The sequence below is a fragment of the Massilia sp. 05N420 genome (genome assembly GCF_056397205.1).
Map to the genome: position 1 here is coordinate 1 of NZ_JBFTMX010000061.1, position 23,125 is coordinate 23,125.

Annotated in this window: 20 protein-coding genes and 2 tRNA genes; 9 read left to right on the forward strand and 13 right to left on the reverse strand. The window is 60.4% G+C overall.

All coding sequences use genetic code 11. From position 1 onward, the window contains the following. The 5 genes from AC1DIX_RS25775 to AC1DIX_RS25795 all read right to left on the reverse strand — a co-directional run. On the reverse strand, nucleotides 1–742 hold a 742-nt coding region (locus AC1DIX_RS25775), incomplete at its 3' end, for an SIR2 family protein (RefSeq protein ID WP_477328156.1). 544 nt (nucleotides 743–1,286) lie between these two features. Beyond that, on the reverse strand, nucleotides 1,287–1,937 hold the full coding sequence (locus AC1DIX_RS25780; protein ID WP_477328157.1) for a hypothetical protein: 651 nt from the start codon (nucleotides 1,935–1,937) through the stop codon (nucleotides 1,287–1,289). A gap of 136 nt (nucleotides 1,938–2,073) precedes the next feature. Beyond that, a complete protein-coding gene (locus AC1DIX_RS25785; protein WP_477328158.1) occupies nucleotides 2,074–3,333 on the reverse strand; it encodes a tyrosine-type recombinase/integrase in 1,260 nt (419 codons plus the stop codon). A gap of 231 nt (nucleotides 3,334–3,564) precedes the next feature. Then, a tRNA-Ser gene (locus AC1DIX_RS25790) sits at nucleotides 3,565–3,655 on the reverse strand. 77 nt (nucleotides 3,656–3,732) lie between these two features. Next, nucleotides 3,733–4,050: a helix-turn-helix domain-containing protein gene (locus AC1DIX_RS25795; RefSeq protein ID WP_477328159.1), complete on the reverse strand. Its 318-nt coding sequence runs from the start codon at nucleotides 4,048–4,050 to the stop codon at nucleotides 3,733–3,735. Between the two features lie 85 nt (nucleotides 4,051–4,135). On the opposite strand from AC1DIX_RS25795, the gene AC1DIX_RS25800 reads away from it, so the two are divergent. From AC1DIX_RS25800 to AC1DIX_RS25815, 4 genes are all read left to right on the forward strand, one after another. Then, on the forward strand, nucleotides 4,136–4,501 hold the full coding sequence (locus AC1DIX_RS25800; RefSeq protein WP_442122519.1) for a VOC family protein: 366 nt from the start codon (nucleotides 4,136–4,138) through the stop codon (nucleotides 4,499–4,501). A 292-nt stretch (nucleotides 4,502–4,793) separates the two neighbouring features. Next, nucleotides 4,794–5,456, forward strand: coding sequence for a PEP-CTERM sorting domain-containing protein (locus tag AC1DIX_RS25805; RefSeq protein WP_477328160.1), 663 nt, complete (start codon nucleotides 4,794–4,796; stop codon nucleotides 5,454–5,456). Between the two features lie 79 nt (nucleotides 5,457–5,535). After that, nucleotides 5,536–8,226: a polysaccharide deacetylase family protein gene (locus AC1DIX_RS25810; protein WP_477328161.1), complete on the forward strand. Its 2,691-nt coding sequence runs from the start codon at nucleotides 5,536–5,538 to the stop codon at nucleotides 8,224–8,226. A gap of 23 nt (nucleotides 8,227–8,249) precedes the next feature. Beyond that, nucleotides 8,250–8,531: a KTSC domain-containing protein gene (locus AC1DIX_RS25815; protein WP_477328162.1), complete on the forward strand. Its 282-nt coding sequence runs from the start codon at nucleotides 8,250–8,252 to the stop codon at nucleotides 8,529–8,531. Between the two features lie 60 nt (nucleotides 8,532–8,591). Here AC1DIX_RS25815 and acs read toward each other — a convergent pair whose 3' ends face one another. Continuing rightward, nucleotides 8,592–10,595 (reverse strand): acetate--CoA ligase, encoded by a 2,004-nt coding sequence (gene acs / locus AC1DIX_RS25820; RefSeq protein WP_477328163.1) that lies wholly within the window; start codon nucleotides 10,593–10,595, stop codon nucleotides 8,592–8,594. Between the two features lie 279 nt (nucleotides 10,596–10,874). On the opposite strand from acs, the gene AC1DIX_RS25825 reads away from it, so the two are divergent. Together AC1DIX_RS25825 and AC1DIX_RS25830 are read left to right on the forward strand one after the other, a co-directional pair. Beyond that, nucleotides 10,875–11,426: a TIGR00645 family protein gene (locus AC1DIX_RS25825; protein WP_477328171.1), complete on the forward strand. Its 552-nt coding sequence runs from the start codon at nucleotides 10,875–10,877 to the stop codon at nucleotides 11,424–11,426. 17 nt (nucleotides 11,427–11,443) lie between these two features. Continuing rightward, nucleotides 11,444–12,979, forward strand: a complete 1,536-nt coding sequence (locus AC1DIX_RS25830; protein ID WP_477249775.1) for a fumarate hydratase — start codon at nucleotides 11,444–11,446, stop codon at nucleotides 12,977–12,979. A 57-nt stretch (nucleotides 12,980–13,036) separates the two neighbouring features. Here AC1DIX_RS25830 and AC1DIX_RS25835 read toward each other — a convergent pair whose 3' ends face one another. Next, nucleotides 13,037–14,419 carry a serine hydrolase domain-containing protein gene (locus AC1DIX_RS25835; protein WP_477328164.1) on the reverse strand — a complete coding sequence of 461 codons (1,383 nt, stop codon included), beginning with the start codon at nucleotides 14,417–14,419 and terminating at the stop codon, nucleotides 13,037–13,039. 96 nt (nucleotides 14,420–14,515) lie between these two features. On the opposite strand from AC1DIX_RS25835, the gene murI reads away from it, so the two are divergent. Beyond that, nucleotides 14,516–15,379, forward strand: a complete 864-nt coding sequence (murI, locus tag AC1DIX_RS25840; protein WP_477328165.1) for a glutamate racemase — start codon at nucleotides 14,516–14,518, stop codon at nucleotides 15,377–15,379. A 74-nt stretch (nucleotides 15,380–15,453) separates the two neighbouring features. Continuing rightward, nucleotides 15,454–15,529 (forward strand) — tRNA-His (locus AC1DIX_RS25845). A 57-nt stretch (nucleotides 15,530–15,586) separates the two neighbouring features. On the opposite strand, the gene AC1DIX_RS25850 is transcribed toward AC1DIX_RS25845, so the two are convergent. The 5 genes from AC1DIX_RS25850 to dusA all read right to left on the reverse strand — a co-directional run bounded on the left by AC1DIX_RS25850 (nucleotide 15,587) and on the right by dusA (nucleotide 20,239). Beyond that, nucleotides 15,587–15,997 (reverse strand): hypothetical protein, encoded by a 411-nt coding sequence (locus AC1DIX_RS25850; RefSeq protein ID WP_477328166.1) that lies wholly within the window; start codon nucleotides 15,995–15,997, stop codon nucleotides 15,587–15,589. Nucleotides 15,998–16,123: 126 nt separating this feature from the next. Then, complete coding sequence (locus tag AC1DIX_RS25855; protein ID WP_477328167.1) at nucleotides 16,124–16,498, reverse strand: YXWGXW repeat-containing protein; 375 nt, start codon at nucleotides 16,496–16,498, stop codon at nucleotides 16,124–16,126. Nucleotides 16,499–16,673: 175 nt separating this feature from the next. After that, on the reverse strand, nucleotides 16,674–17,015 hold the full coding sequence (locus AC1DIX_RS25860; RefSeq protein ID WP_442122509.1) for an energy transducer TonB: 342 nt from the start codon (nucleotides 17,013–17,015) through the stop codon (nucleotides 16,674–16,676). Nucleotides 17,016–17,091: 76 nt separating this feature from the next. Further along, nucleotides 17,092–18,900, reverse strand: coding sequence for a methyl-accepting chemotaxis protein (locus AC1DIX_RS25865; protein WP_442122508.1), 1,809 nt, complete (start codon nucleotides 18,898–18,900; stop codon nucleotides 17,092–17,094). Nucleotides 18,901–19,246: 346 nt separating this feature from the next. Continuing rightward, complete coding sequence (gene dusA, locus AC1DIX_RS25870; RefSeq protein WP_477328168.1) at nucleotides 19,247–20,239, reverse strand: tRNA dihydrouridine(20/20a) synthase DusA; 993 nt, start codon at nucleotides 20,237–20,239, stop codon at nucleotides 19,247–19,249. A 230-nt stretch (nucleotides 20,240–20,469) separates the two neighbouring features. Between dusA and AC1DIX_RS25875 the strand changes: the two genes are divergently transcribed. Beyond that, nucleotides 20,470–21,384: a tyrosine-type recombinase/integrase gene (locus AC1DIX_RS25875; protein ID WP_477328169.1), complete on the forward strand. Its 915-nt coding sequence runs from the start codon at nucleotides 20,470–20,472 to the stop codon at nucleotides 21,382–21,384. A 727-nt stretch (nucleotides 21,385–22,111) separates the two neighbouring features. On the opposite strand, the gene AC1DIX_RS25880 is transcribed toward AC1DIX_RS25875, so the two are convergent. Next, a partial coding sequence (locus tag AC1DIX_RS25880; protein ID WP_477328170.1) for a DGQHR domain-containing protein occupies nucleotides 22,112–23,125 on the reverse strand: 1,014 nt, incomplete at its 5' end.

Consider the following 23,125-nt stretch of genomic DNA (forward strand, 5'->3'; position numbering starts at 1 on the left):
GAATTAACCTATCACCATGGTTTCCGTAGAAATTGGGATTGCCGCGTCTGATAATTATATCCGTTGACTCATCATCTTCCGGCTCGCCGCGCATCCAATCAACTGACCCATGAAGCTTGGTTAATAGGCCGCGTTGCGACTCCGCCGTCCATTGATTGACATCGACTTCCTGAAAAATACCATTGGCGTAACCGAGCGAAACATTCACGTTCGATTCGCGGATCGCTGTCTCGAGCACCATGTCGTAATTAGTTGTAACGACATCAATCCTGTCGAATGTTTGCAAATCATCAGCTGTAAGCAGTGGCATCCACGTCCTATCAAGCTCCTCAGCAGAAGGCGTTTTTGAATAGAGCTTATAGACAAGCGCGTTGATCTTATCAATCAAGGCATCAATGTGATGACCAATAGCAGAAGTCACTTGCATGATGCTCTGTCCGCTTACCGGCCCATCACCAATGATTTGACGGATTAGGTTCGTGGCGAGCAACTCTGCTGCGAAAGTTCCGCTGCTGACTTGTGCAAATGCAGTTCTCGCTGCATTCAGTTCCCATAAGATGTGCTCAATGTCTGCTTGAGATATTCCCTGAGTTCTCAGAACACAATCTTCAACGGCTTGGAATAAGCGGTTGGAAGTAATGTCCTCCGGCAGTCTTTTTCTAAAGTCAAGAGCCATCGGAAAGCGCTCTTGTGATAAACCTCGCGACGCACCAGCTCCTGCAAAAATCAAAATTTTTCGCACCGTCCGCTCCACCGATCAATTCGTTACTTTAGTATATCACTCGTTATAACACTTTAGATGTGTGCTCAGAACCTTCTAGGTGAACAAAATCACGAGCGTATCGAAAAGACAGCAACGAGTAAAGCATTAGCTTTCGTGGCGGCCGGACACTCACGAACCGGCCTTCACGAAAGCCGCGGCAGTCCAGCCCTCATTAAAGTTATAGAGATTTTCCTGCCGACTTCGATATCGAGCCGGGGGTACAATTGGTTTATGTAAGAACTGAGGCTAGTTCTACGCAACACGCGAGCACGGCCAACAATGCTTGCTTGTATAGATTGAGCGTGCAGAGGGGAGCCGTGAAGGTATGCAATGGGTCGACAGCGGCCTCGCCGAACGACTACAGCCGGCCGGGACCGGCCATTCCCCCTAGCACGCAGACGCAGGGCGAGTGCACAGCAGACGCTCATCGCGTAGCAACTAGACATTCACTTGTCGGGGTTGGCACGCCTCGCGCTAGGTAGCAAACGTCGGCTTGGGCTGCTTTACGTCTGAGTAGCAGTCGTCAGTATCCGCGCAAGATCACAAGGTTGGCTCCGCTTTTGGACTTCCAAGGACTCTCCCAGCGCGCGAAGCCATCGCCTTGATTGCTGTTCGCTTCAATGCATAGCCGCCCTCCGCATAGCGTCATCTTGGCCCGACCGCCGCGCTGCTCCAGGTTTTCAACGTTGGCCTGTAGTTCGGCTTTCTTCATCTGGAGGTCCTGAAGGTCGGTCAGTGTCGAGGCAAGCATATAACGACCAAGACCATAAACAGTGCCAAGGATTAGTGCGCCGACCAAGCCAACTGCTGCCGCCGTTTTGTAGCTTACCCAAGTGCCAGCCTCGCGCACTTGGTCGGTTGATTCTCGCAGCATTGTCTTTGCTTGATGAGTGACCTCCTCAGCGTCTTTCAGACTGCGGTTGAGAGAATCCCGAACTGCCCGACCCGCAGCGTCTTCCAGGCCACTTTGGATCGTTTGCGCGGCATGTTTGAGGGTCGAGATGGTGACGGACAGCTCACGACACTCCTTCGCCATCGTGGCGATCGCGGCAGTGGCTAACTTCTGCTGTATCTCGGCCGCTTCGATCAAGCCGAATAGTTGCTCTTGCGGATCCATCGAACCTCCTTGCTGTGTCCAGACTCCATGAACTTCAATCTGGCGTTCCTTGTTCATGTTGAGTCTGCCTTCAGGAAGGGATGGTCACTTTGGCGCGACTAAAGACTCGCGTTTCTTAACCACGCGGCTGGAGCCTGGCGTCACCTGTTATTACGCCCGGACTGGCAGCAATTAGAGAGGCCAAAGAGTCCGTTTAGATCCGTGCTCGCCGATTTGCTGCCACTGCACCAGGGGGCGATAAGCTGTCGATGTAGTCGGCCCAGTCCTGCATCATCTTCCTGCGCTCGGCAAGAAACTGGGCTCGGTCGTAAGCACTTGCGACCTTGTCTCTCGGCGCGTGCGCCAACTGACGGTCCACAACCTCATGCCGATAGCCCAGGCGCTCCTTGATGGTACTCATGGCGAGCGCCCGGAAACCGTGCCCTGTCATGCGGCCCTTGTACCCCATGCGTTCCAGCGCCACAAGGATCGTGTTGTTGCTGATCGGCTTCTTGGGGTCGCGCTGGTTCGGGAACAGGTACTTCGCGCCGCCGGTGATCGCATGCAGCTCGCGCAGCAAAGCAAGGGCTTGCCGCGACAGGCACACGTGATGGTTCGTCGTGTCAGGGTTGACCGTCAGCTTCCCGCGCTTCATGCGCTGCCAAGGGATGATCCATTCGCCCTTCTCAAGATCGATCTCGCTCCACGGTGTCTCGATCAACTCGCTGGTTCGGACGAAGATCAGCAGCATCAATCGCACGGCAATGCGTGTCGGCTCGAACATGCGTGCTTCGTTGCGCTCCAGCGAGGTAAGAAACGCTGGGAGTTCGTCCGCATCGATCGCGGCGAAATGGGACGCGCGCCGGGTCTTGAGTACGTCCTTCATGTCGGCTACCAGATTGCGCTCGGTCAGGCCGCACTGGATCGCATAGCTGAAGATCTGCGAGCACACAGCTTTCAGCCTCTTGGCGATCTCGGTTGCGCCCCGCTCCTCGATCTTGCGTAGCGTGTCGATGATGTCGCGGTGTTTCAGGTCGGTGATCGGACGCGTGCCGATCGAAGGAAAGATGTCTGCTTGCAGCCGCACGATCATGTTCTTGGCCGTACGCTCGCTCCACGTCGGTACCTTGTTGGCGTACCACTCGCGCGCGATCTTCTCGAAGGTGTTAGCGGCCCGTTCCGCTTGGAGGCGCTTGGCGTCGTCGCGATGCCTGGCCGGATTCACACCCTGCAGCATGAGGCGCCGTGCCTCCAGACGCTTTTCCCTGGCGTCCTGAAGGGTGATCTCGGGGTAAGGGCCGAACGTCAGTAGGTTCTCCTTTCCGCCTGGTTGTCGAAACTTGAGACGCCAGATGCGGGAACCGTTCGGCTGGACGTGAAGAAAAAGTCCACCTCCATCGAACAGCTTGTAGGCCTTGTCTTTCGGTTTCGCATTTCTGACCTGCATCTCGGTCAGGGGCGCTGAGGTTGCCATGTCGAGTCTCCTTATAACAGGTGAGGACACGACGTTAGACCGATTCTGGGGGTAAGGCGTTGATGCAGGGGGTATGACACCCTAAGTTCTTACCCCCAGAAGTGTCGGATGCAGACGGACTCAGCCGGACTACGCTGGACACCCGGATAACAAAAAAGCCCCTGTAGCACGGGCTAGAGGGGCTCTTTCTGGACTTCCCCGGAACTGCTGGGACTGGTCGATTTGAATCCTTGGCGGAGAGAGGGGGATTCGAACCCCCGATAGGCTATGAACCTATACACGCTTTCCAGGCGTGCGACTTAAACCACTCATCCATCTCTCCTGATGGGTTTTCGCATGGCTGCGAAGCCGCCTATTATAGCAAGGATTCCCAGCAGTACAAGAGGGACAATCCAGGCGTCACGCAGCCTCCATCCGGCGGCGCCACGGCCGCAGCACCTGCCGCACCGGATTCACCTGCGAACCGGCCTCCTCCGCAGCGATCAGCCCGCGCCGCTTCAGGTGCCGCAAGGCCACCTGTACCGCCGACTTCGACAGCCCCGTTTTCACCGCAATCGTCTGCAGGCTGGCCGGCACCTGGTCGCGGCCGAGCGCCTGGGCGCTGTGCAGCAGGAACAGGTAGACCACGAAGGCGGCCGGGCGCCGGTCGTGGCCGACCAGGTCGGGCATGAGGACGTCGAACACGTAGGCATCGAGCGAGGACTGGCGGGTAGTCATAAAAACTATAGTAGTTAAAAGCACACAGCCGATGATGCTGCCACGATAATGCCGATCATTACAAGCAAAAACAGAAAGCCTCCCCATGATTACCCAACTCAAATTCGTCGGCATTCCCGTGTCCGACCAGGACCGCGCCCTCGCCTTCTACACCGAAAAACTCGGCTTCGAAATCTCCACCGACCAGCCGATGGGTCCGGGCAAGCGCTGGATCGAGCTGCGCGTGGCGCATTCGAGCACCCGCGTCGTGCTGTTCACGCCGGATGGACATGAAGATCGCATCGGTACTTTCTTCAATGGTTCCTTTGCTTGCGATAACGTGGAGGCGACTTATCGCCAGCTCAGCGCGCGGGGTGTCGAGTTTATCGAGCCGCCTACTTCGCAGCCCTGGGGTTCGTTTGCCAAGTTCCGGGATCCTGATGGGAATACCTTTGTGCTGTCTTCTTCCTGATCTGTTGTATTCAGGACATGCGTAGCTGCCTGTAAAGTCTCCAAAGCTCTGCTCCGTGCTACACTGCCGAGCAGAGCCGTATCACATCCTCTCCACGCCAGCGAGCCGGATGTCCGCTCCACCATCTCATCGGCCCCATCCCTGCCGGTAACCGTCGTCGACACGCGTACACCGTTATCGGGTCCAGGACCAGAACGTCCTCTTCTATCGAATACCGACAGACAGCTTGCGTCATGCGTGCCAGACGGCGTTTTCCCATATCGCTATTTCGCAACTATTTATCGGAGTTCCCATGCGCCTCAAGCTTGCTATCGCCCTCGCTTCCCTGATGGTTTCCATGTCCAGCCATGCCACCCTGCTGACGAATGGCGGCGCGGAAACCGGTACCTTGCTCGGCTGGACCGCCGGGGGCGTCTCCAATCCGCGCGTCGACGACGGCAGCTTCGATCCGGGCATCGATCCGCACAGCRGCAACTATATGTTCAGTGGCAACCGTGGCCTGTGGGGCACGCTGACGCAGAACGTGGTGCTGCCGTTCTTCGGGCAGTCTCGCCAGGTCGCCGTGTCGTTCTGGGAACAGGGCCTGGACCAGGACATCCCCAGCGACAGCGCCCACGTCGCGCTGACCTATCGCGGGAAGGACGGCAGCGTCATCTCGACCGTGTCCACGCCCAACATCGATTCCCACGACGGCGTGTGGCAGCAATACCAGGGCATCTTCGACGTGCCGCTGTGGGCCTGGTCGGTGGACTACACGATGTTCTTCACCCGTCACTTCGGCATCGACCTGGACTCCTTCATCGACGATAACTCCCTCACCCTTCTGAATAGCGGAATCTCGCCATCCCCGTCGGATCAGGCAGGCCTGCCGATCGACCTGCCCGAGCCGTCGAGCGCAGCCATCGTGCTGCTGGGCCTGGGATCGCTGGCCCTGCTGCGCAAGCGCCGCGCCTAGTCCGCGCTCGCGCTTTTTCCTGTTCCAGATCGGGCGAGTGGTGCTATTGTTGCCAAGTTATAATTTCTAGCACCTGGCCGTGAAACGCAAAGCCCTTTATCTCGTCATCTTCGCCGTCGCCGCCGCTGGAGCGGGCTCCGGCACCTGGCTCGCTTCCCGCAAGGCCGGCGCGCCGGCGCCGCAAGCCGCTGGGCCGGCCATGAATGTCAGCGCCATCTCGGCCGACCTGGGCCGCGTGCTGGAAGCCTACCGCAAGATGATCGTGCTGACGCTCGACGAGGACGCCCTGCCGGAAGCGGCAAAGGCCCAGACACACGCAGTCGGCCAGCAGCTCTTCCACGAGAACCAGGAACGTACGGCCAAGCTCGACGAGGCGCTGGCCAGGCTGCTGGCCTCCGGCGATCCGCGCCGCTTCGACGCCGTCGGCAGCCTGCTCGATTACGTCGAGTCGAACCAGGGCCTGTACGACGCCGACCGCCTCGCCTTCCGCGAGCTGATGCAGTCGCTGCAGGCTTACGTCGCCAAAGAATCGTCGCTGCCCGCCATCAAGCTGCACAAGCGCATCTCGGAAGACCTCGACGCGCTGGCCGAGATCGAGCGCAACTACGAGAAAGAGATCCGCGCGGTGTTCGAGCGCTACGAGTCGCGCTCGATCGCCCTCAGGCGCGAGAAGTGGGACAGCTACGTCGCCTACCTGAAGACGCTGTACCAGCGCGACCGCATCCTCAAGGATTACGGCGTGGTCCTGCCCTACCCGTCCAAGCCTGAACCGGCGGAACCCGGCCCGCCGCAGGCGCAACAGCCGCAGAAGGAGGAAGACGAGATCTTCGGCAAGGCGCTGCCGAAGAAAACCGTCGTGCTGACCTTCGACGACGGCCCCCACCGCCGCTACAGCGAAGAGATCGCCGCCATCCTCAAGCAGTACGATGCGCCCGCCGTGTTCTTCAGCGTCGGCCGCAACCTCGGTTCGCTGGATGCAAACGGCGCGGCCCACCTCAATGCCGGCGCGGACGTCAGCCGCAAGCTGAAGGCGGCGGGTTATGTGCTGGCGAATCACAGCCTCACGCATGCGCAGCTGTCCAAGCAGAGCGGCGATGGCCTGAAGGCCGAGATCCTCGGCACCGATACCCTGCTGAAGGCGGTCGACCCGCAGCGATCGAGCCTGTTCCGCTTCCCCTACGGTGCGCGCAACAAGGAAGGCATGCACATGCTGGCCGATGCGCACCTGAAATCGGTGATGTGGAATATCGATTCGCTCGACTGGGCCGATCCGGTGCCGTCCTCGATCGCCGACCGCGTGCTGCGCTCGGTCGAGAAGGAAGGCCGCGGCATCATCCTCTTCCACGACATCCACGAGCGCACCGTCAAGGCCCTGCCGCTGGTGCTGGAGAAGCTTGCGGCCGAGGGCTACCAGTTCGCCGGCTGGGATGGCAAGACCTTCAAGGCGAGCGGCAACGCTGCGCCCGCCCCGGTCCCGCGCGCGGCCGCCACCGGCTATGCGAATTCCTGGGCGATCCTGGTCGGCATCGACGACTACAAGAAGTGGCCGCGCCTGCAGTACGCGGTGCGCGATGCCGAGGGCGTCGGCCAGGTGCTGGTGCAGAAGTTCGGCTTTGCGCCCGGACGCGTGCTCACGCTGAAGAACGAACAGGCGACGCGCGCCGGCATCCTCGGCGCCTTCCACGATCTGCTCGAGCGTGGCAAGAGTGAGGGCGGGCTGCAGCCGAACGACCGCGTCTTCGTGTTCTTTGCCGGCCACGGCGCCACGCGCAAGCTCAGCTCGGGCCGCGACCTCGGCTACATCGTTCCCTATGATGCCGATCCGGATAATCTGGCAACCGATGCGATCCCGATGACGGAAATCCAGAACATCGCCGAGAGCCTTCCGGCCAAGCACGAGCTGTTCGTGATGGATGCCTGCTACAGCGGCCTTGGGCTGACACGCGGCGGCGCCAATGCGTCCTTCCTGCGCGAGAACGGACGCCGCCTGGGCCGCCAGATGCTGACCGCCGGCGGCACCGACCAGCTGGTGTCCGACGGCGGTCCGAACGGCCACTCCATCTTCACCTGGACCCTGCTGCAGGGGCTGGGCGGCAAGGCCGACCTGAATGGCGACGGCCTGATCACGGCGACCGAGCTGGCGGCCTATGTGGCGCCGGCGGTGTCGAGCGTGTCGCGGCAGACGCCGGCCTTCGGCAGCCTGCCGGGTTCGGAGGGCGGCGACTTCGTGTTCGAACTGCCGGAAGAGACCGAGTTCCTGAATACGCACACGGCCCAGCTGTCGAACGACGCGATCGCGCTGAACACGAAGCTGGATGCCAAAGCCTCGGCGCCTTCTTCAACAGTGGTCGTGAAGGACCTGCAGGGCGGCACCGCGACAATTACCGCGCCTGCCGCGGTGCCGGTATCGAGCCGCCAGCAGGCCCAGCGCGCCAACGACCACGGCCTGCAGCTGTACAAGGAAAAGCAGTACGCCCAAGCCGAAGCGCAATTCACGGAAGCCTTGAAGCTGCGGCCGAATTTCGCGCTGGCGGCCAACAATCTCGGCTTCGTGTTCTACAAGCAGGACAAGTATGCGGAGGCGGCGCGCTGGTTCGAGAATGCGATCAGGATGGATCCGTCGCGGGCGATCGCCTATATGAACCTGGGCGATGCGTATGCGCGGGCTGGCCAGCTCGAGAGGGCCAGGTCTGCGTACAAGACCTATCTGGAACTGGCGCCTGGGGGGAGTGGAGCGGGGTATGCTAAACAGCAGTTGGAAAAACTGTAACGCTTGCCACGACGGAATTGGGAATGACGATCATGGAAATGAAGAGAATCAACGCCGGCAAACTCCGCGCCATCGGCTACGACCCGAAAGAGCGCATCCTGCGCGTCGAATTCGACGACGGCAGCGCCATCGACTATTCCGGCGTCGGCAGCGAGGTCTGGAGAAGGTTCTCGACCTCGGGCGCAGCCTGGAGTTTTTACCGCGACAATATCGAGGAAGAGTTCGCCGGCAAACGCGGGCGCGCCGCGGTTGCCAGCCAGCGGGCCGAGCTCGATGCGCTGTTCAAGCAGCCCGGGGAAGAATAAAAAAACGCCGCACCATTTTCACGGTGCGGCGTCAACTCTGCTGTCGACCACTATAAATCCTTAAGCCGATTCCTTCAACTGCTCCAGGATGGCCGGGTTTTCCAGGGTCGACACGTCCTGGGTGATGCTCTCGCCCTTGGCCAGCACGCGCAGCAGGCGGCGCATGATCTTSCCGCTKCGCGTCTTSGGCAGGTTGTCGCCGAAGCGGATTTCCTTCGGCTTGGCGATCGGGCCGATCTCCTTGCCGACCCAGTTGCGCAGCTCGGCCGCCAGGGCCTTGGCTTCGTCGCCGGTCGGGCGGGCCTGTTTCAGCACCACGAAGGCGCAGACGGCTTCGCCGGTGGTCTCGTCCGGCTTGCCGACCACGGCGGCTTCCGCCACCATCGGGTGCGCCACCAGCGCCGATTCGATCTCCATCGTGCCCATGCGGTGGCCCGAGACGTTCAGCACGTCGTCGATGCGGCCGGTGATGGTGAAGTAGCTGGTGTCCTTGTTGCGGATCGCGCCGTCGCCGGCCAGGTAGTATTTGCCGCCCAGTTCGTCCGGGTAGTAGGCGCTGCGGAAGCGGTCCGGGTTGTTCCAGATGGTGCGGATCATCGACGGCCACGGACGCTTGACGACCAGGATGCCGCCCTGGCCATTCGGCACGTCGGCGCCGGCTTCGTCCACGATCGCGGCCATGATGCCCGGCAGCGGCAGCGTGCAGGAGCCCGGCACCATCGGGGTCGCGCCCGGCAGCGGGGTGATCATGTGGCCGCCGGTCTCGGTCTGCCAGAAGGTGTCGACGATCGGGCAACGCTCGTTGCCGACGTTCCTGTAGTACCACATCCAGGCTTCCGGATTGATCGGCTCGCCCACGGTTCCCAGCAGGCGCAGGCTGGACAGGTCGAAGCTCTTCGGATGCACTTTCTCGTCGGCGTTCGACATCTTGATCAGCGAACGGATCGCGGTCGGCGCGGTGTAGAAGATCGAGACCTTGTGCTTGGCGACGGTTTCCCAGAAGCGGCCGGCGTGCGGGAAGGTCGGCACGCCTTCGAAGATGACCTGGGTGGCGCCGACGGCGGTCGGGCCGTAGCAGATATAGGTGTGGCCGGTGACCCAGCCGATGTCGGCGGTGCACCAGTAGACGTCCTGCGGCTTGATGTCGAAGGTCCACTTCATCGTCAGCGCGGCCCACAGCAGGTAGCCGCCGGTGCTGTGCTGGACGCCCTTCGGGGTGCCGGTCGAGCCCGAGGTGTAGAGGATGAACAGCGGGTGTTCGGCATCGACCCATTCCGGCTCGCACTCGGCCGGCTGGCCGTCGACGACATCGTGCAGCCACAGGTCGCGGCCTTGCTGGAAGTTGATGTTGCCGCCGGTACGCTTGTAGACGATCACGTCCTTGATGGTGTCGCAGCCGCCCATCGCCAGCGCTTCGTCGACGATGGCTTTCAGCGGCAGTGACTTGCCGCCGCGCATCTGCTCGTCGGCGGTGATGATGGCCACCGCGCCGGCGTCGATGATGCGTTCCTGCAGCGATTTCGCCGAGAAGCCGCCGAACACCACCGAGTGGGTCGCGCCGATGCGGGCGCAGGCCTGCATCGCGGCCACGCCTTCGATCGACATCGACATGTAGATGATGACGCGGTCGCCCTTCTTGATGCCGCGGGCCTTCAGGCCGTTGGCGAATTTGCAGACGCGCTCGTACAGCTCGCGGTAGGTGGCGCGGGTCACCTGGCCGTCGTCGGCTTCGAAGATGATCGCGGTTTTATCCGCGTTGCCGTTGGTGAGGTTGCGGTCGAGGCAGTTGTACGACGCGTTCAGCTGGCCGTCCGCGAACCACTTGTAGAACGGCGCGTTCGATTCGTCGAGGGTCTGGGTGAAAGGCTTCTGCCAGTCGAGGTTCTCGCGGGCCAGGCGGGCCCAGAAGCCTTCATAGTCGCTGGCGGCTTCGTCGCACAGCTTGCGGTATGCATCCATTCCGGAGATGGTTGCGTTGGCGGCGAAATCGGCGGGCGGGTTGAATACGCGATGCTCGTGCAATGCGCCCTGCTCCTGATCTTGATTGGTCTCGTTCTCAGCCATACTAGTCTCCACAGTAGTAGTTTTGCCACATACCATATGCGTGCTCGCTTACTGAGCCCTTACAGACCAGCCTTTGCCATAACAGCTCCGCGGCACGCCTTCCGGCATCCCAAGATTATTCTACCAACCTTTCCGGAACATCGAAGGCCAAGCCAGCCATCCGTTACGGGTGTAGAATGTTGAGCTGTCTTGACCATGGCCGCTCACCGGCTTTCAACGCAGATGCCCGATTTGCAATCTCCTTCCGACGCGCGCAGGCGTTCCGCCCTCGCCAGTTTCATGTTCGCCAGCCGCTGGCTGCAGCTTCCCCTCTACCTCGGCCTGATCCTGGCGCAGTGCGTCTACGTGTTCCATTTCTGGGTCGAGCTGAAGGACCTGGTGTTCGCCGCGATGGGCAACGAGGACGCCCTGCAGCACATCTTCCAGGCCGTCGCCGTACCCGGCGCGCCGCTTCCGGACAAGCTGAACGAAACCACCATCATGCTGGTGGTGCTGGGCCTGATCGACGTGGTGATGATCTCGAACCTCCTGATCATGGTGATCGTCGGCGGCTACGAGACCTTCGTGTCGCGCATGTATCTCGAGGGCCATCCGGACCAGCCGGAATGGCTGTCGCACGTGAACGCGTCGGTACTGAAGACCAAGCTGGCGATGGCGATCATCGGCATCTCCTCGATCCACCTGCTGAAGACCTTCATCAATGCAGGCTCCTACCACGAGAAGGTCCTGATCGCGCAGACCGTCATCCACATCACCTTCCTGCTGTCGGCAATGGCAATCGCCTATACCGACCGCATCATGACCAACACCGCAAGCAGCACCCAACACTAACCCTGAACGAGAACGAAATGACTGTCATCAAACAGGACGACCTGATCGAATCCGTCGCCGCCGCACTCCAGTACATCAGCTACTACCACCCTGCCGACTACATCCAGCACCTGGCGCGCGCGTACGAAGCCGAGCAGAGCCCGGCCGCCAAGGATGCGATCGCCCAGATCCTGACCAACTCGCGCATGTGCGCCGAAGGCAAGCGCCCGATCTGCCAGGACACCGGCATCGTCAACGTGTTCCTGAAGGTCGGCATGAACGTGCGCTTCGAAGGCTTCGGCAGCGGTTCGATCACCGACGCCGTCAACGAAGGCGTGCGCCGCGCGTACAACTTCGCCGACAACAAGCTGCGCGCCTCGATCGTCGCCGACCCGCACTTCGAGCGCAAGAACACCAAGGACAACACCCCGGCCGTCGTGCACATGGAACTGGTGCCGGGCGACACCGTCGACGTCATGGTCGCCGCGAAAGGCGGCGGCTCGGAGAACAAGACCAAGTTCGTGATGCTGAATCCGTCCGACTCGCTGGTCGACTGGGTCCTGAAGACCGTGCCGCTGATGGGCGCCGGCTGGTGCCCGCCGGGCATGCTGGGCATCGGTATCGGCGGTTCGGCCGAGAAGGCGATGCTGATGGCGAAAGAGTCGCTGATGGAAGACATCGACATGTACGAACTGAAGCAGCGCGGCCCGCAGAACAAGCTGGAAGAGCTGCGTATCGAACTGTGCGACAAGATCAACGCGCTGGGCATCGGCGCCCAGGGCCTGGGCGGCCTGACCACCGTGCTGGACGTGAAGATCAATATGTACCCGACCCACGCGGCATCGAAGCCGGTGGCGATGATCCCGAACTGCGCCGCCACCCGCCACGCCCACTTCGTGCTGGACGGCTCGGGCCCGTCCTACATCGAACCGCCGGCGCTGTCGACCTGGCCGGAAGTGCACTGGACCCCTGACACCCAGAAGTCGAAAAGCGTGAACCTGGACACCCTGACCAAGGAAGAAGTCGCGTCCTGGCAGCCGGGCCAGACCCTGCTCCTGAACGGCAAGATGCTGACCGGCCGCGATGCCGCCCACAAGCGCATCCAGGACATGCTGGCCAAGGGCGAGCAGCTGCCGGTGGACTTCACCAACCGCGTGATCTACTACGTCGGTCCGGTCGATCCGGTGCGCGACGAAGTGGTCGGCCCGGCAGGCCCGACGACCGCGACCCGCATGGACAAGTTCACCGACATGATGCTCGAGCAGACCGGCCTGATCGCGATGATCGGCAAGGCCGAGCGCGGCCCGGCGGCGATCGAATCGATCAAGAACCACAAGTCGGCCTACCTGATGGCGGTCGGCGGTTCGGCCTACCTGGTGTCGAAGGCGATCAAGTCGGCCAAGGTGGTCGGCTTCGAAGACCTGGGCATGGAAGCGATCTACGAGTTCGAAGTGAAGGACATGCCGGTGACCGTGGCCGTGGACTCCACCGGTACCTCGGTGCACCAGACCGGCCCGAAGGAATGGGCTGCGAAGATCGAATCGCTGAAGGGTATTCCGGTCAGCGTCGCGTAATCCACGCGCGATCCCGAAAAACCGCCCCGGCCCTGCCGCGGCGGTTTTTTTACGTCCCTATTTCGGGCCGAAGCCGCGGATCCTGCCGTCCCTGTCGAGATCGAAGCCCCAGCTCTGGGCCTTGGCGCCGTGACGGACGCGGTAGACGCGGTCGATGCCCTTGTCCGTCTCCTTTTCCGATACCAGCACGATTTCCTCCGCCGGCGGGATCGAGCGCAGGAAGGGCACCAGGAAGTCCCTGAAGGCCGGGACGAACTGCTTGCGCGCGTCCTCGGTGAAGCGGTTGTCGTCGACCTTGCCGGCGGCGCCGTCGACGAGGACCTGGCGCAGCGCCGCGCTCAGCGCCGGACGGGCATCCGCGATCCCCTCCGGCATCGCCAGCTTCGGCGGCGGATAGAACAGCTCCGACACGCCCTTTGCCAGGTAGGGATACAGCTTCTGGCCATTGGTCAGCACGATGAAGGTCGCGCGCTCCTGCGGCAAGCGCAGGATGTCCGACAGCGCCGGACCGCCGGAATGGCCGACCGTCTTGCGGCCATTGAATTCGCCGACCACCCAGCCGATGCCGAAGCCGTTGACCGTGCCGTTCCCGAGCTGCGCCGGCGTCCACATCGCCTGCATCGCCTCCCTGCGAAGGAAAGTCCCCTTGTCGAGCGCCACCGCCACCTTCGCAAGATCGGAGACGGAGGCCAGCAGGCCGCCGGCATCGTAGCTGAGCGGCCCGAAATGGAAGCTGGAGTTCTTATGGCGGCCGTCGCTCCAGCCGTAGACGCCGGCCCGCTTCGGCACCACCTCGGTGCTGCGCATGTCCGGCTCGCCGCTGCTGTATTCGAAATCGGCGCGCAACCCGAGCGGACCCGTCACGTACCGCTTGAGCGCCTGCGGATAGGGCATGCCGGCCGCCGCCTCGATCACTTTCGCCAGCACGGTGTAGCCGCCGATGCCGTATTCGCTCGATGCGCCCGGCGCGTGCGTGAGCGGCATGGCGGCGGCCGCGGCGACGTAGTCGTCCAGCGTGGCGTCCGGCTTGACCTTGACGTTATCGGGGATGCCCGACGAGTGGTCCGCCAGGTGGCGCACCGTGACCGCTTTCCAGGCCTCGGGGGCGTTCGGCAGGTAGCGGGCGATGCTCGCATCCAGCGACAGCTTGCCCGCCTCCTGCAGGCGCATCAGCAGCATGCCGGTGAAGGGCTTGGTGGACGAGGCGAGCTGGAACACGGTGTCCGGCGTCACGCGCTGCTGCCATTCCAGGTTCGCCAAACCATAGGTCTGCAGCTTGGCGATCTTGCCGTCCCTGACGATGGCGACCGCGGCGCCCGGCACATGATTCAGCGCCATCTGCTTGCGGATGTAGTCGTCGACCCGGTCGGCGTGGGCCGGCGCGGCCGCGATGCTGGCCAGCGCCAGGCCGGCGATGGCGTTTCCGATTGCTCGAGGCATGGCTTCTCCATTGTTCGGGTGCAGAAAATATAGCAGCGAAGCGCGCCGCCGCCTCCCCCCAGGCATGGTGGGCCCGCCGCGTGCTACCATCTCCGAATGAATCTGCCCTACCTGCCCAGCGACGCCCCGGTCGGCATCTTCGATTCCGGCGTCGGTGGACTCTCGATCCTGCGCCATATCCGCGCCCAGCTGCCCCACGAACACCTGATCTACGTGGCCGACTCCGGCTTCGCACCCTACGGCGACAAGCCCGAACAGGTGGTGGCCGAACGTTCGCTGGCCATCGCCCGCTTCCTTGCCGCCCACGGCGCCAAGGCCCTGGTGGTGGCCTGCAACACGGCGACCATCGCCGCCGTGAAGCTGCTGCGCGCCMGCTTTCCGGAGATGCCGATCGTCGGCGTCGAACCTGGCCTGAAACCGGCGGCTGCGGCCAGCCGCAACGGCAAGATCGGCGTATTGGCCACCGAGCGGGCCCTGGCCGGCGCCAAGTTCCTGAAGCTGCGCGACGAGATCGCGCAAGCCACCGGCGCCGAGTTCCTGCTGCAGCCCTGCAAGGGCCTGGCCGACCAGATCGAATTCGGCGAACTCGATGCGCAGGAAACCTCCGCCATGCTGCGGCGTTACATCGCACCGCTGCTGGCGCAAGGCGCCGACACCCTGGTGCTCGGCTGCACCCACTACCCGCTGGTACAGGCGTCGATCGAACGGGTGATCGAGGAAGAAGGCGTGCGCGGCGTGACCATCATCGATACCGGCGAAGCGGTCGCCCGCCAGCTGGGACGCCTGCTGGAAACCGGCGGCCTGCTGCGCTCCCCCGATGCGACTGCGCCGGCCCGCCTGCAAGCCTATACGAGTGCCAGCGCGACCGCCCTGTCGGCGGCGTTCAACAGCCTGATCGGCATCGATCCGCAGGTGGAAGAGACCGGCTTCGACCTGCCTGGCACTGCCGGACACATTTAGATTTGCCAGATGGGGAAGGTGCCGCTATAATCTCGTTCTGTCTCGGCAACAACGAGACAGTAAGTAAGACAGTGGTGGCTGTAGCTCAGTTGGTAGAGTCCAGGATTGTGATTCCTGTTGTCGTGGGTTCGAGTCCCATCAGCCACCCCAAGAATTCGATGAGAAGCCCGGTTCGCAAGACCCGGGCTTTTTGTTTTTCCGCGCTCCTCACCAGCACCGGAACTCCATCGACCCCGCCATCAGCGCATCGCCCCTCACCCGCCGCCGGGCCATGCAGCGGCCCACATTCCTGACATTCAGGCGCAGGACGCGCGGCGTTCCCGCATACAGGCAGTCGACCTGGTAGATCATCGAGCGCGAACCCGTCCTCATGTTCCAGGACTGGAACAGGATCCCGCCCATCTGCCATTCCTTCTCCGGCATGCCTTCCACCAGACCTCTTTCATCGGCGCGGGTGGCGGGCAGATAGCCGAGGATCCGTGCCCGGTCCAGCCGGGCTTTCGGCAGCTTCCAGTCGACAGGCGGACTGATGGGGCACTCGAGCGGGGCAGCGTGCGCCAGGCAGCAGCCGAGCAGCAGCGCAGCGAAGGTGATGTACTTCCTGGAAATGCATCGCATGGTAATCTTTTGTCATCATTGGATTCTCCATGCTAGGCATCCCGCATGCCGCCGGCTTGCGCGCCTTCACCCGCAAAAACAAAAAGCCAGTCGCTCGGACTGGCTTTTTGCTTCAGCGAAGACGGATTACGAACGGTTCGGATTGTTCGGGCGGGCGTCGAAGCGGTTCGGGACGCCGTCGCCGTCACGGTCGCCGCGGCGCCAGCCGCCACGCTCCAACTGCCAGCCGTTGTCGCCCTGGCGCCATTCCGGACGGCGGTAGGTATAGCCCCTGCGGACTTTTTCGTAGTGGCCCTTGGTCCACACGTAGCGATGGCCGTTCCAGTTCCAGTAGCCGGGCGCCCATTCGTAGCCGTGGCGTGCATGCGGCACGACTTCGTGGCGCGGCGCCGGCGGTGCGGTGCGGACGACCACCACGTCACCTTTCGCGAAGGCCTGCGCCGGGACAAAAGCGGCGGTGCTGATCAGGGCTGCGGCAGCGGCACAGAGGATTCGTTTCATGATGCTTCTCCTTTCGGTTGGTGTGAGACCACTATAGCGAGCCGAAGCGCGAAACAGTGATTCTGATGCAAGTGCTTACAACCGAAACATGAAGCGACAGATGTGTAACAAGGGCAAGCAGTAAACGAAAAACCGGCCGCGCGGGCCGGTTTCCTTACTACGGACGGGAAGCGGATCAGTCCAGCTTCCAGGCGTAGTCGACCTTGGTCCAGGTCTGGGCCGGTGCGCCATCCTTGGTGCCCGGCTTGAATTTGCAGGACGACAGGCCTTTCAGGGCTGCCTTGTCCAGGCCTTTGAAGCCACTCGACTTTTCCAGCTTCGAATCTGCCACCGAACCGTCGGCATTGACCAGGAAGGACATCGAGGTCACGCCCTGCTCTTCATTCATCAGCGAGGCTTTCGGGTATTCGACCTTGCACTTCGACGGATCGAAGCTGGCCGGGGTTTCGGCGGCGGCGGCGAAACCGGTAACGAACATACTGGCAAACAGGACTGCGGCAAATTTCTTGTTGGACATTTTTATTTCCCCTAAATAACAAAGTTTTTTTTAATGGCCGGTTTGTTCACCGGCCGATTTGACGAGCCGTCCTGGCTCAGAATTCTTCCCAGTCGTCGCTGGCGGCAGCCGCTGCGACCTTCTTCGAGGTCGACGATGCGCCGCCGGCTTCCGGCGCCTGCGCTTCCTCGGCCTTGGCGGCCGGCTTGCGGGCGGCAGCCGGCTTTTTCAGCTGAGGAGATGCGGCTGGCCGACGTGCCGGACGGGCCACCACGGCGCGGGTTGCCACCGCGGTCGAGGCCGAAACCGGTGCGGCTGCGTCAAAGGCGGCGGCTTCTTCGCCTTCGGCCAGCTTGAAGATGCTGACCACGCGCTGCAGCTCGGCAGCCTGGTCCTGCAGGCTCTGGAAGGCGGCGGCAGCCTCCTCGACCAGGGCGGCATTCTGCTGGGTCATGCCGTCCATCTCGATGATCGACAGGTTGACCTGCTCGATGCCGGCGCTCTGCTCGGCGCTGGCGGCGGCGATGTCGCTCATGATGTCGGTCACGCGCTTGACGCTGTCGACCACTTCTTCCATGGTCACGCCGGCCTGGCCGACCAGCTTGGAACCGCGGCCGATCTTCTCGACGGAGTCGCCGATCAGGGTTTTAATCTCTTTTGCCGCAGCGGCCGAACGCTGGGCCAGGTTACGCACTTCGGATGCCACGACCGCGAAACCGCGGCCCTGTTCGCCGGCACGGGCGGCTTCCACCGCAGCGTTCAGCGCCAGGATGTTGGTCTGGAAGGCGATGCCATCGATCACGCCGATGATGTCGGCAATCTTGCCGGCCGAGCTGTTGATCTCGCCCATCGTGCCGACCACTTGCGACACCACTTCACCGCCCTTGCGCGCCACATCCGATGCGGTGGCGGCCAGCTGGTTGGCTTCACGGGCGTTGTCGGCGTTCTGCTTCACGGTCGAAGTCAGCTCTTCCATGGCCGAGGCGGTCTTCTCCAGCGAGCTGGCCTGCAGTTCGGTACGAGAGGACAGGTCGACGTTGCCGGCGGCGATTTCACGCGAGGCAGTGGTGATGGTATGGGTGCCGCGACGGACCTGGCTGACGATGTCGACCAGGCTGTTGCGCATCTGTTTCATTTCGCTCAGCAGGCTGCCTTTGTCCGACGACTTGGTGTCGATCGAGATCGACAGGTCGCCTTCGGCGATGCTGGTAGCGATCTTCGAGGTGTAGCTCGGTTCGCCGCCAAGCTGCTTCAGCAGGCCGCGGGTGATCACATAGGCAGCCGCCACGCCGATCGCGACGGCGGCCAGCAAGGTCAGCAGCATGAAGTTACGCGCGCTTTCATACTGGGCGCCGGCGTCGGCCTGGGTCTGGGCGTTCTGCTTGTCTTCGCGGTCGGCCAGCTGGTCCAGCGCTTCCAGCCATTTTTTCTGCGCCGGGCGGATTTCCTTGACCATCACGCGGGTCGCGTCCATGGCGTTATTCGCCAGATAGAGTTCCGATGCCTTGGCGATGGCCGGCATGGCGACGCCTTCCGCTTCCTTGACCTGGGCCAGCAGCGCCTTTTCTTCGGCCGAGGCTTCCAGTGCGAACTTCTCGCTCAGCTTCTGCTGCAGCGCATCGTACTTGGCGGTCTGCTCCTTGAAGCGCTTGAGTTCCGGTTCCATGTCGGCCGGATCGGTCATCAGGGTCAGGGTACGCAGCGAGGTGACGCGTTCGCTGACGTTGTTGCGCATGTCGACGACAAGACGGGTGACGACGTTGCTGACGCCGATCACGTGATCGAGCCTGCTCTGGATCTGTCCGGTGCGAACGATGCCGACGACGGTCAGGATGACCATCAGCACGAGCACGAGAGCGAAGCCCAGCGCCAGGCGCATGCCGACCTTCATGTTGGATAAATTCATTTACTGTCTTCCCTGTTCTTCAGATGATTGGATCCGCCCGGAACTTCTGCGCCGCGCGCCCCTTTTTATTACTAAAAGTTCAACTTCTCCGTGAACTTTTGTGTATTTCCGTCAGGATAAATCAAAACTCGACAGTTGCAGCGAGTAAACATGACTCTACTCAATACTGTTTCGCTACTACAACAATATCAAGGGCCGTACGGGGAGAAGAGCCCGAATTATGGGTCTATTCTTGCTGTTGAGCAAGGAAAAGAGACGCGGCGCACGTATTTACATGCGCCGGTGTGGTGAATTGTGAACAGGAAAAACGGCCAGGATTTGACCGTATTGATAGAATGTTAAATTCTCACGCTGCCTTGCGCAGGCGGCCGGCAGCTTCCAGCAGGAGTTCCGGATTGCCTTCGGCCAGGCGGCGGGAATCGGACAGCAGCTGGCGGAAGCCGCGCGCGCCCGGCAGTCCGGCCATCAGGCCCAGCATGTGGCGGGTGATGCTGTTCAGGCGCAGGCCCAGCGGGCCGTAGCGCTCGAGCTGCTCGCGGATATACGGAATCATCGCTTCCAGTACCTGCTCGCGCGAGCCCGGCGCGCTCGTCCCGTCGCCGTAGAAGCGGGCGTCCCACTCGGCCATCAGCCAGGGGTTGTGATAGGCCTCGCGCCCGATCATGACGCCGTCGACGTGCCGCAGGTGGCTTTCGATCTCGTCGTTGGTCTTGATGCCGCCGTTGATGATGATCTCCAGCTCCGGGAACTCTTTCTTGAGCTCGTAGGCGACGTGGTAGCGCAGCGGCGGAATCTCGCGATTTTCCTTCGGCGACAGCCCTTTCAGCACGGCATTGCGAGCGTGGACGATGAAGGTGCGGCAACCGGCATCGGCGATGGTGCCGATGAAGTCGCGCACGAAGCCGTAGTCCTCGTTGTAGTCGATGCCGATGCGGTGCTTGACGGTGACGTCGATCGAGACCGCGTCGCGCATCGCCTTCACGCAGTCGGCCACCAGTTGCGGCTCGTTCATCAGGCAGGCACCGAACGCCCCCTTCTGCACGCGCTCCGAGGGGCAGCCGCAGTTCAGGTTGATCTCGTCATAGCCCCATTGCGCGCCCAGCTTCGCGCTTTTCGCCAGGTCGGCCGGCTCGCTGCCGCCCAATTGCAGGGCGATCGGGTGCTCGACCTCGTCGTAGCGCAGGTGGCGCTCGACGTCGCCGTAGACCAGCGCACCGGTGGTCACCATCTCGGTATACATCCAGGTGTGGCGGGTGATCTGACGGTGGAACACGCGGCAGTGGCGGTCGGTCCAGTCCATCATGGGTGCTACAGATAATTTTCGCTTGCTGTGCTTCATCAAATCCCTACTTTTCCCTATGAGAGGACGCAACGCGGCTTCCCCCAAGTTCCCGCAAACTGCCCTACTTTCCCTCACCCGTTACTCCAAATTTGCACCAAATGGCTACGTTCATTAAGCGAGGCGAGACCTGGCGGGCACAGATACGCCGTAAGGGTTACAAGGCCGTCACGGCAACATTTCCAACGAAGGCGCAGGCCCAGGCTTGGGCTCGGAAGATCGAGGCTGAGATGGATGCGCAGCGCTTCACGGACGCGCGCGGGCTGGCGAATATTACCCTAAAAGAGCTCATTGATTGGTACACCGAAGAGATCGGCGGAGCGCATCCTTTCGGAAAGAACAAGAAAGCGGTGCTGCGCATGTGGGCGCGCGACCATGGCGAGCTGAGCCTGGATAAGCTGACTGCAGACTATTTGACAACGTACGTGCGCAATCGTCGGAAGGCGGGTACGTCCGGGGTTACGATCAGCATAGACCTCACTTACCTTGCGGGGGTGCTCAAATCGGCCAGGGACCTTCGTAAGCTGCCCCTCAACCTCGACGCCATTAGTGCAGCGCGAGCCAACATGACACATCTCAAGATCTCGGCCAAGTCGAATGAGCGCTCGCGGCGCCCAACCGAGAAGGAAATTGCGGACCTCTGCGATTACCTGGACAAACATTCGATGTTGCCGATGCGCGACATCATCCACTTTGCGATTGAGTCGGCAATGCGTGTAGAAGAAATTACCCTGCTGCGCTGGGTGGATCTGAATGAAGAAGACCGGACGATCATAATTCGCGACAGGAAGCACCCTCGACAAAAGCATGGCAATGATCAGGAAGTGCCGTTGTTAGGGAAAACGTATGAAATCATCCAGCGGCAGCCTCGACCTGCCGACCTGACACCCGAGAGCAAAATTTTCCCGGTGAATGTAAAAACGATAACAACAATTTTCCCGCGAGCCAAGAATGCGCTTCGTATAGCGAATCTACACTTTCACGACCTACGGCATGAGGGAGTTTCAAGGTTATTCGAACAAGGGTATCAAATACATGAAGTTGCCCTTGTTTCAGGACACCGTGACTGGAAGATGCTCGCCAGATATACACAAATTAGGGCTAAAGACCTACATCGATCAGTACGAACTGCGGAGGATCGCTAAGCCTTCTTAGGCGGCATTAAGTCGATCAAATGCAATTTGGTGGGCTTCGACGCTGTGCAGACTTTTCACCGAAGGTTCGCCCTTGAGTGATTGATTTTCGTTGCCGGGTTGGAGCCATTCTCCAATCAGCATCTCTTTCTTCGACGAGTTGCAGATTTACTTCATCAAATGGTGACCTCCGCGAAGTCGTACAATGACTTTAGGACCTGTCGAATTCGACGTTTACCTCATTATACGCATACTCATTTGGCGCGGACTGCGCCATTGTCGAATCTCACCAGGAGCCTAGAAATTGCTATGCCCGAAACAAAAGATGTGCGCTGATGAGCTTAGGGCTCTCGCTTGGGGAGCGGAAAATGAGAACCAGCGATTGAGTCGTCAATAGTAGCGAAAATTCTCAAGTGTGGTGTAAAGGCACAAAAATAACTCACTATCAAAAATCGATCTGAAGTACTTCCTCTTCTCGCCAATGCCACACCCTTGACTTCGCCGGGATACCTGGCTAACGTTCCCTTTTTCCTTCTAGCTAAACATGAGTCAACCTATTACGATCAACTCAACGGCAAAACGATTCTAGATTGTCTCTATAACCAATAAACTCGGTGCGCTCATTAATGAATATTCAAGCAAAGCTGTGCCTTATGCCAATCTACCCAGCAACGTGATCTTACGATCGCCTCACTGACCACACAAATTCGGAAAATTTTCTCAAGAGCAAATCTGAAGGCTAATTTTTGGAGGGAGCGAGAATCAACGGAACTTCATCAAACCAAACAATGCCCTGCTTTACATTCTGCTGAACACGTCGCAACGCATCAAATATATTGTCACGAACAACTTTCGAATCAGAAACCGCAACGGTCCAGTCGGATTTCCAAAAATCCGGGCTTTGCATTTTCAAAACTCTCTTAGTAGATGATATGACATCTTCTTCATTGCTCAAGTCAATGTCCTCTAGCAATCCAGCCATGAGATCGATGGCATCGACAAGGTATCGATTCATCGTAATCATACCGACCTTTGTAAACAGTCGCGATTCAGCAAAAAAAAGATCAGGCCAAGCCTCCTTAACTGCTTTCCAAATGGCCAAAAAAAACGAAGCGATCGTGTCTTCGTCATCTAATCCTGCAATCTTCTTTGACTGAATGTAAGCGATACACGATTCAATTGCAGATGAATTAACCCATCGCTTGCCTTCCTCTACGTTCGGCAGATTGACATGCCCTTTAAATGGACTATCATCGGCCTCGTTGGCAACTTGCACAAAGAGAACGTTCCTGCTCAACGAAAGCTTTGCGGTGCGCAGCCGCGGCTCAAGTTCGTGATTTGAATATGCAAAAGTAAGCGCGCGAATATGGTCGGGCGCAACCTTAGCAGCTTTATTGTTGATAACAATAAACTGAAAAGCCTTCTCATCGTTACTAGCGTCTAGGATACCAACGATTGGCGCCCGAGCATCAGGGTTAAACGCATGCATACCGTAGAGACGATGCTGCCCATCAATTACAAAAATTTCGTTTTTTTTGCTTGATTCTAATGTGATAATTTGCCGACCCTCGGCATCAGTTTTCAGCTGATAAGAATTCGCCGAAAACGCAACAACAAGCGCAGTTGGAATCGTATTTCTTTCCTCCTGAGCAAGAAATTTTGCAATCCCTTTTACTCGAAAATCACTTTTTTGCCTCTGAACGCCATCTTTCTTGTCGTGGGAAAGACGCGGTACACTCGACCACTCTAAGCT

What these genes read in the sequence shown, in the direction of transcription:
- AC1DIX_RS25875 (WP_477328169.1), top strand. Translation starts at nt 20,470, where the DNA reads ATGGATGCGCAGCGCTTCACGGACGCGCGCGGGCTGGCGAATATTACC.
- AC1DIX_RS25865 (WP_442122508.1), bottom strand. Translation starts at nt 18,900, where the DNA reads ATGAATTTATCCAACATGAAGGTCGGCATGCGCCTGGCGCTGGGCTTC.
- AC1DIX_RS25780 (WP_477328157.1), bottom strand. Translation starts at nt 1,937, where the DNA reads ATGAACAAGGAACGCCAGATTGAAGTTCATGGAGTCTGGACACAGCAA.
- AC1DIX_RS25825 (WP_477328171.1), top strand. Translation starts at nt 10,875, where the DNA reads ATGTTCGCCAGCCGCTGGCTGCAGCTTCCCCTCTACCTCGGCCTGATC.
- AC1DIX_RS25860 (WP_442122509.1), bottom strand. Translation starts at nt 17,015, where the DNA reads ATGTCCAACAAGAAATTTGCCGCAGTCCTGTTTGCCAGTATGTTCGTT.
- AC1DIX_RS25785 (WP_477328158.1), bottom strand. Translation starts at nt 3,333, where the DNA reads ATGGCAACCTCAGCGCCCCTGACCGAGATGCAGGTCAGAAATGCGAAA.
- dusA (WP_477328168.1), bottom strand. Translation starts at nt 20,239, where the DNA reads ATGAAGCACAGCAAGCGAAAATTATCTGTAGCACCCATGATGGACTGG.
- AC1DIX_RS25795 (WP_477328159.1), bottom strand. Translation starts at nt 4,050, where the DNA reads ATGACTACCCGCCAGTCCTCGCTCGATGCCTACGTGTTCGACGTCCTC.
- AC1DIX_RS25835 (WP_477328164.1), bottom strand. Translation starts at nt 14,419, where the DNA reads ATGCCTCGAGCAATCGGAAACGCCATCGCCGGCCTGGCGCTGGCCAGC.
- AC1DIX_RS25815 (WP_477328162.1), top strand. Translation starts at nt 8,250, where the DNA reads ATGACGATCATGGAAATGAAGAGAATCAACGCCGGCAAACTCCGCGCC.
- AC1DIX_RS25855 (WP_477328167.1), bottom strand. Translation starts at nt 16,498, where the DNA reads ATGAAACGAATCCTCTGTGCCGCTGCCGCAGCCCTGATCAGCACCGCC.
- AC1DIX_RS25830 (WP_477249775.1), top strand. Translation starts at nt 11,444, where the DNA reads ATGACTGTCATCAAACAGGACGACCTGATCGAATCCGTCGCCGCCGCA.
- AC1DIX_RS25850 (WP_477328166.1), bottom strand. Translation starts at nt 15,997, where the DNA reads ATGCGATGCATTTCCAGGAAGTACATCACCTTCGCTGCGCTGCTGCTC.
- AC1DIX_RS25800 (WP_442122519.1), top strand. Translation starts at nt 4,136, where the DNA reads ATGATTACCCAACTCAAATTCGTCGGCATTCCCGTGTCCGACCAGGAC.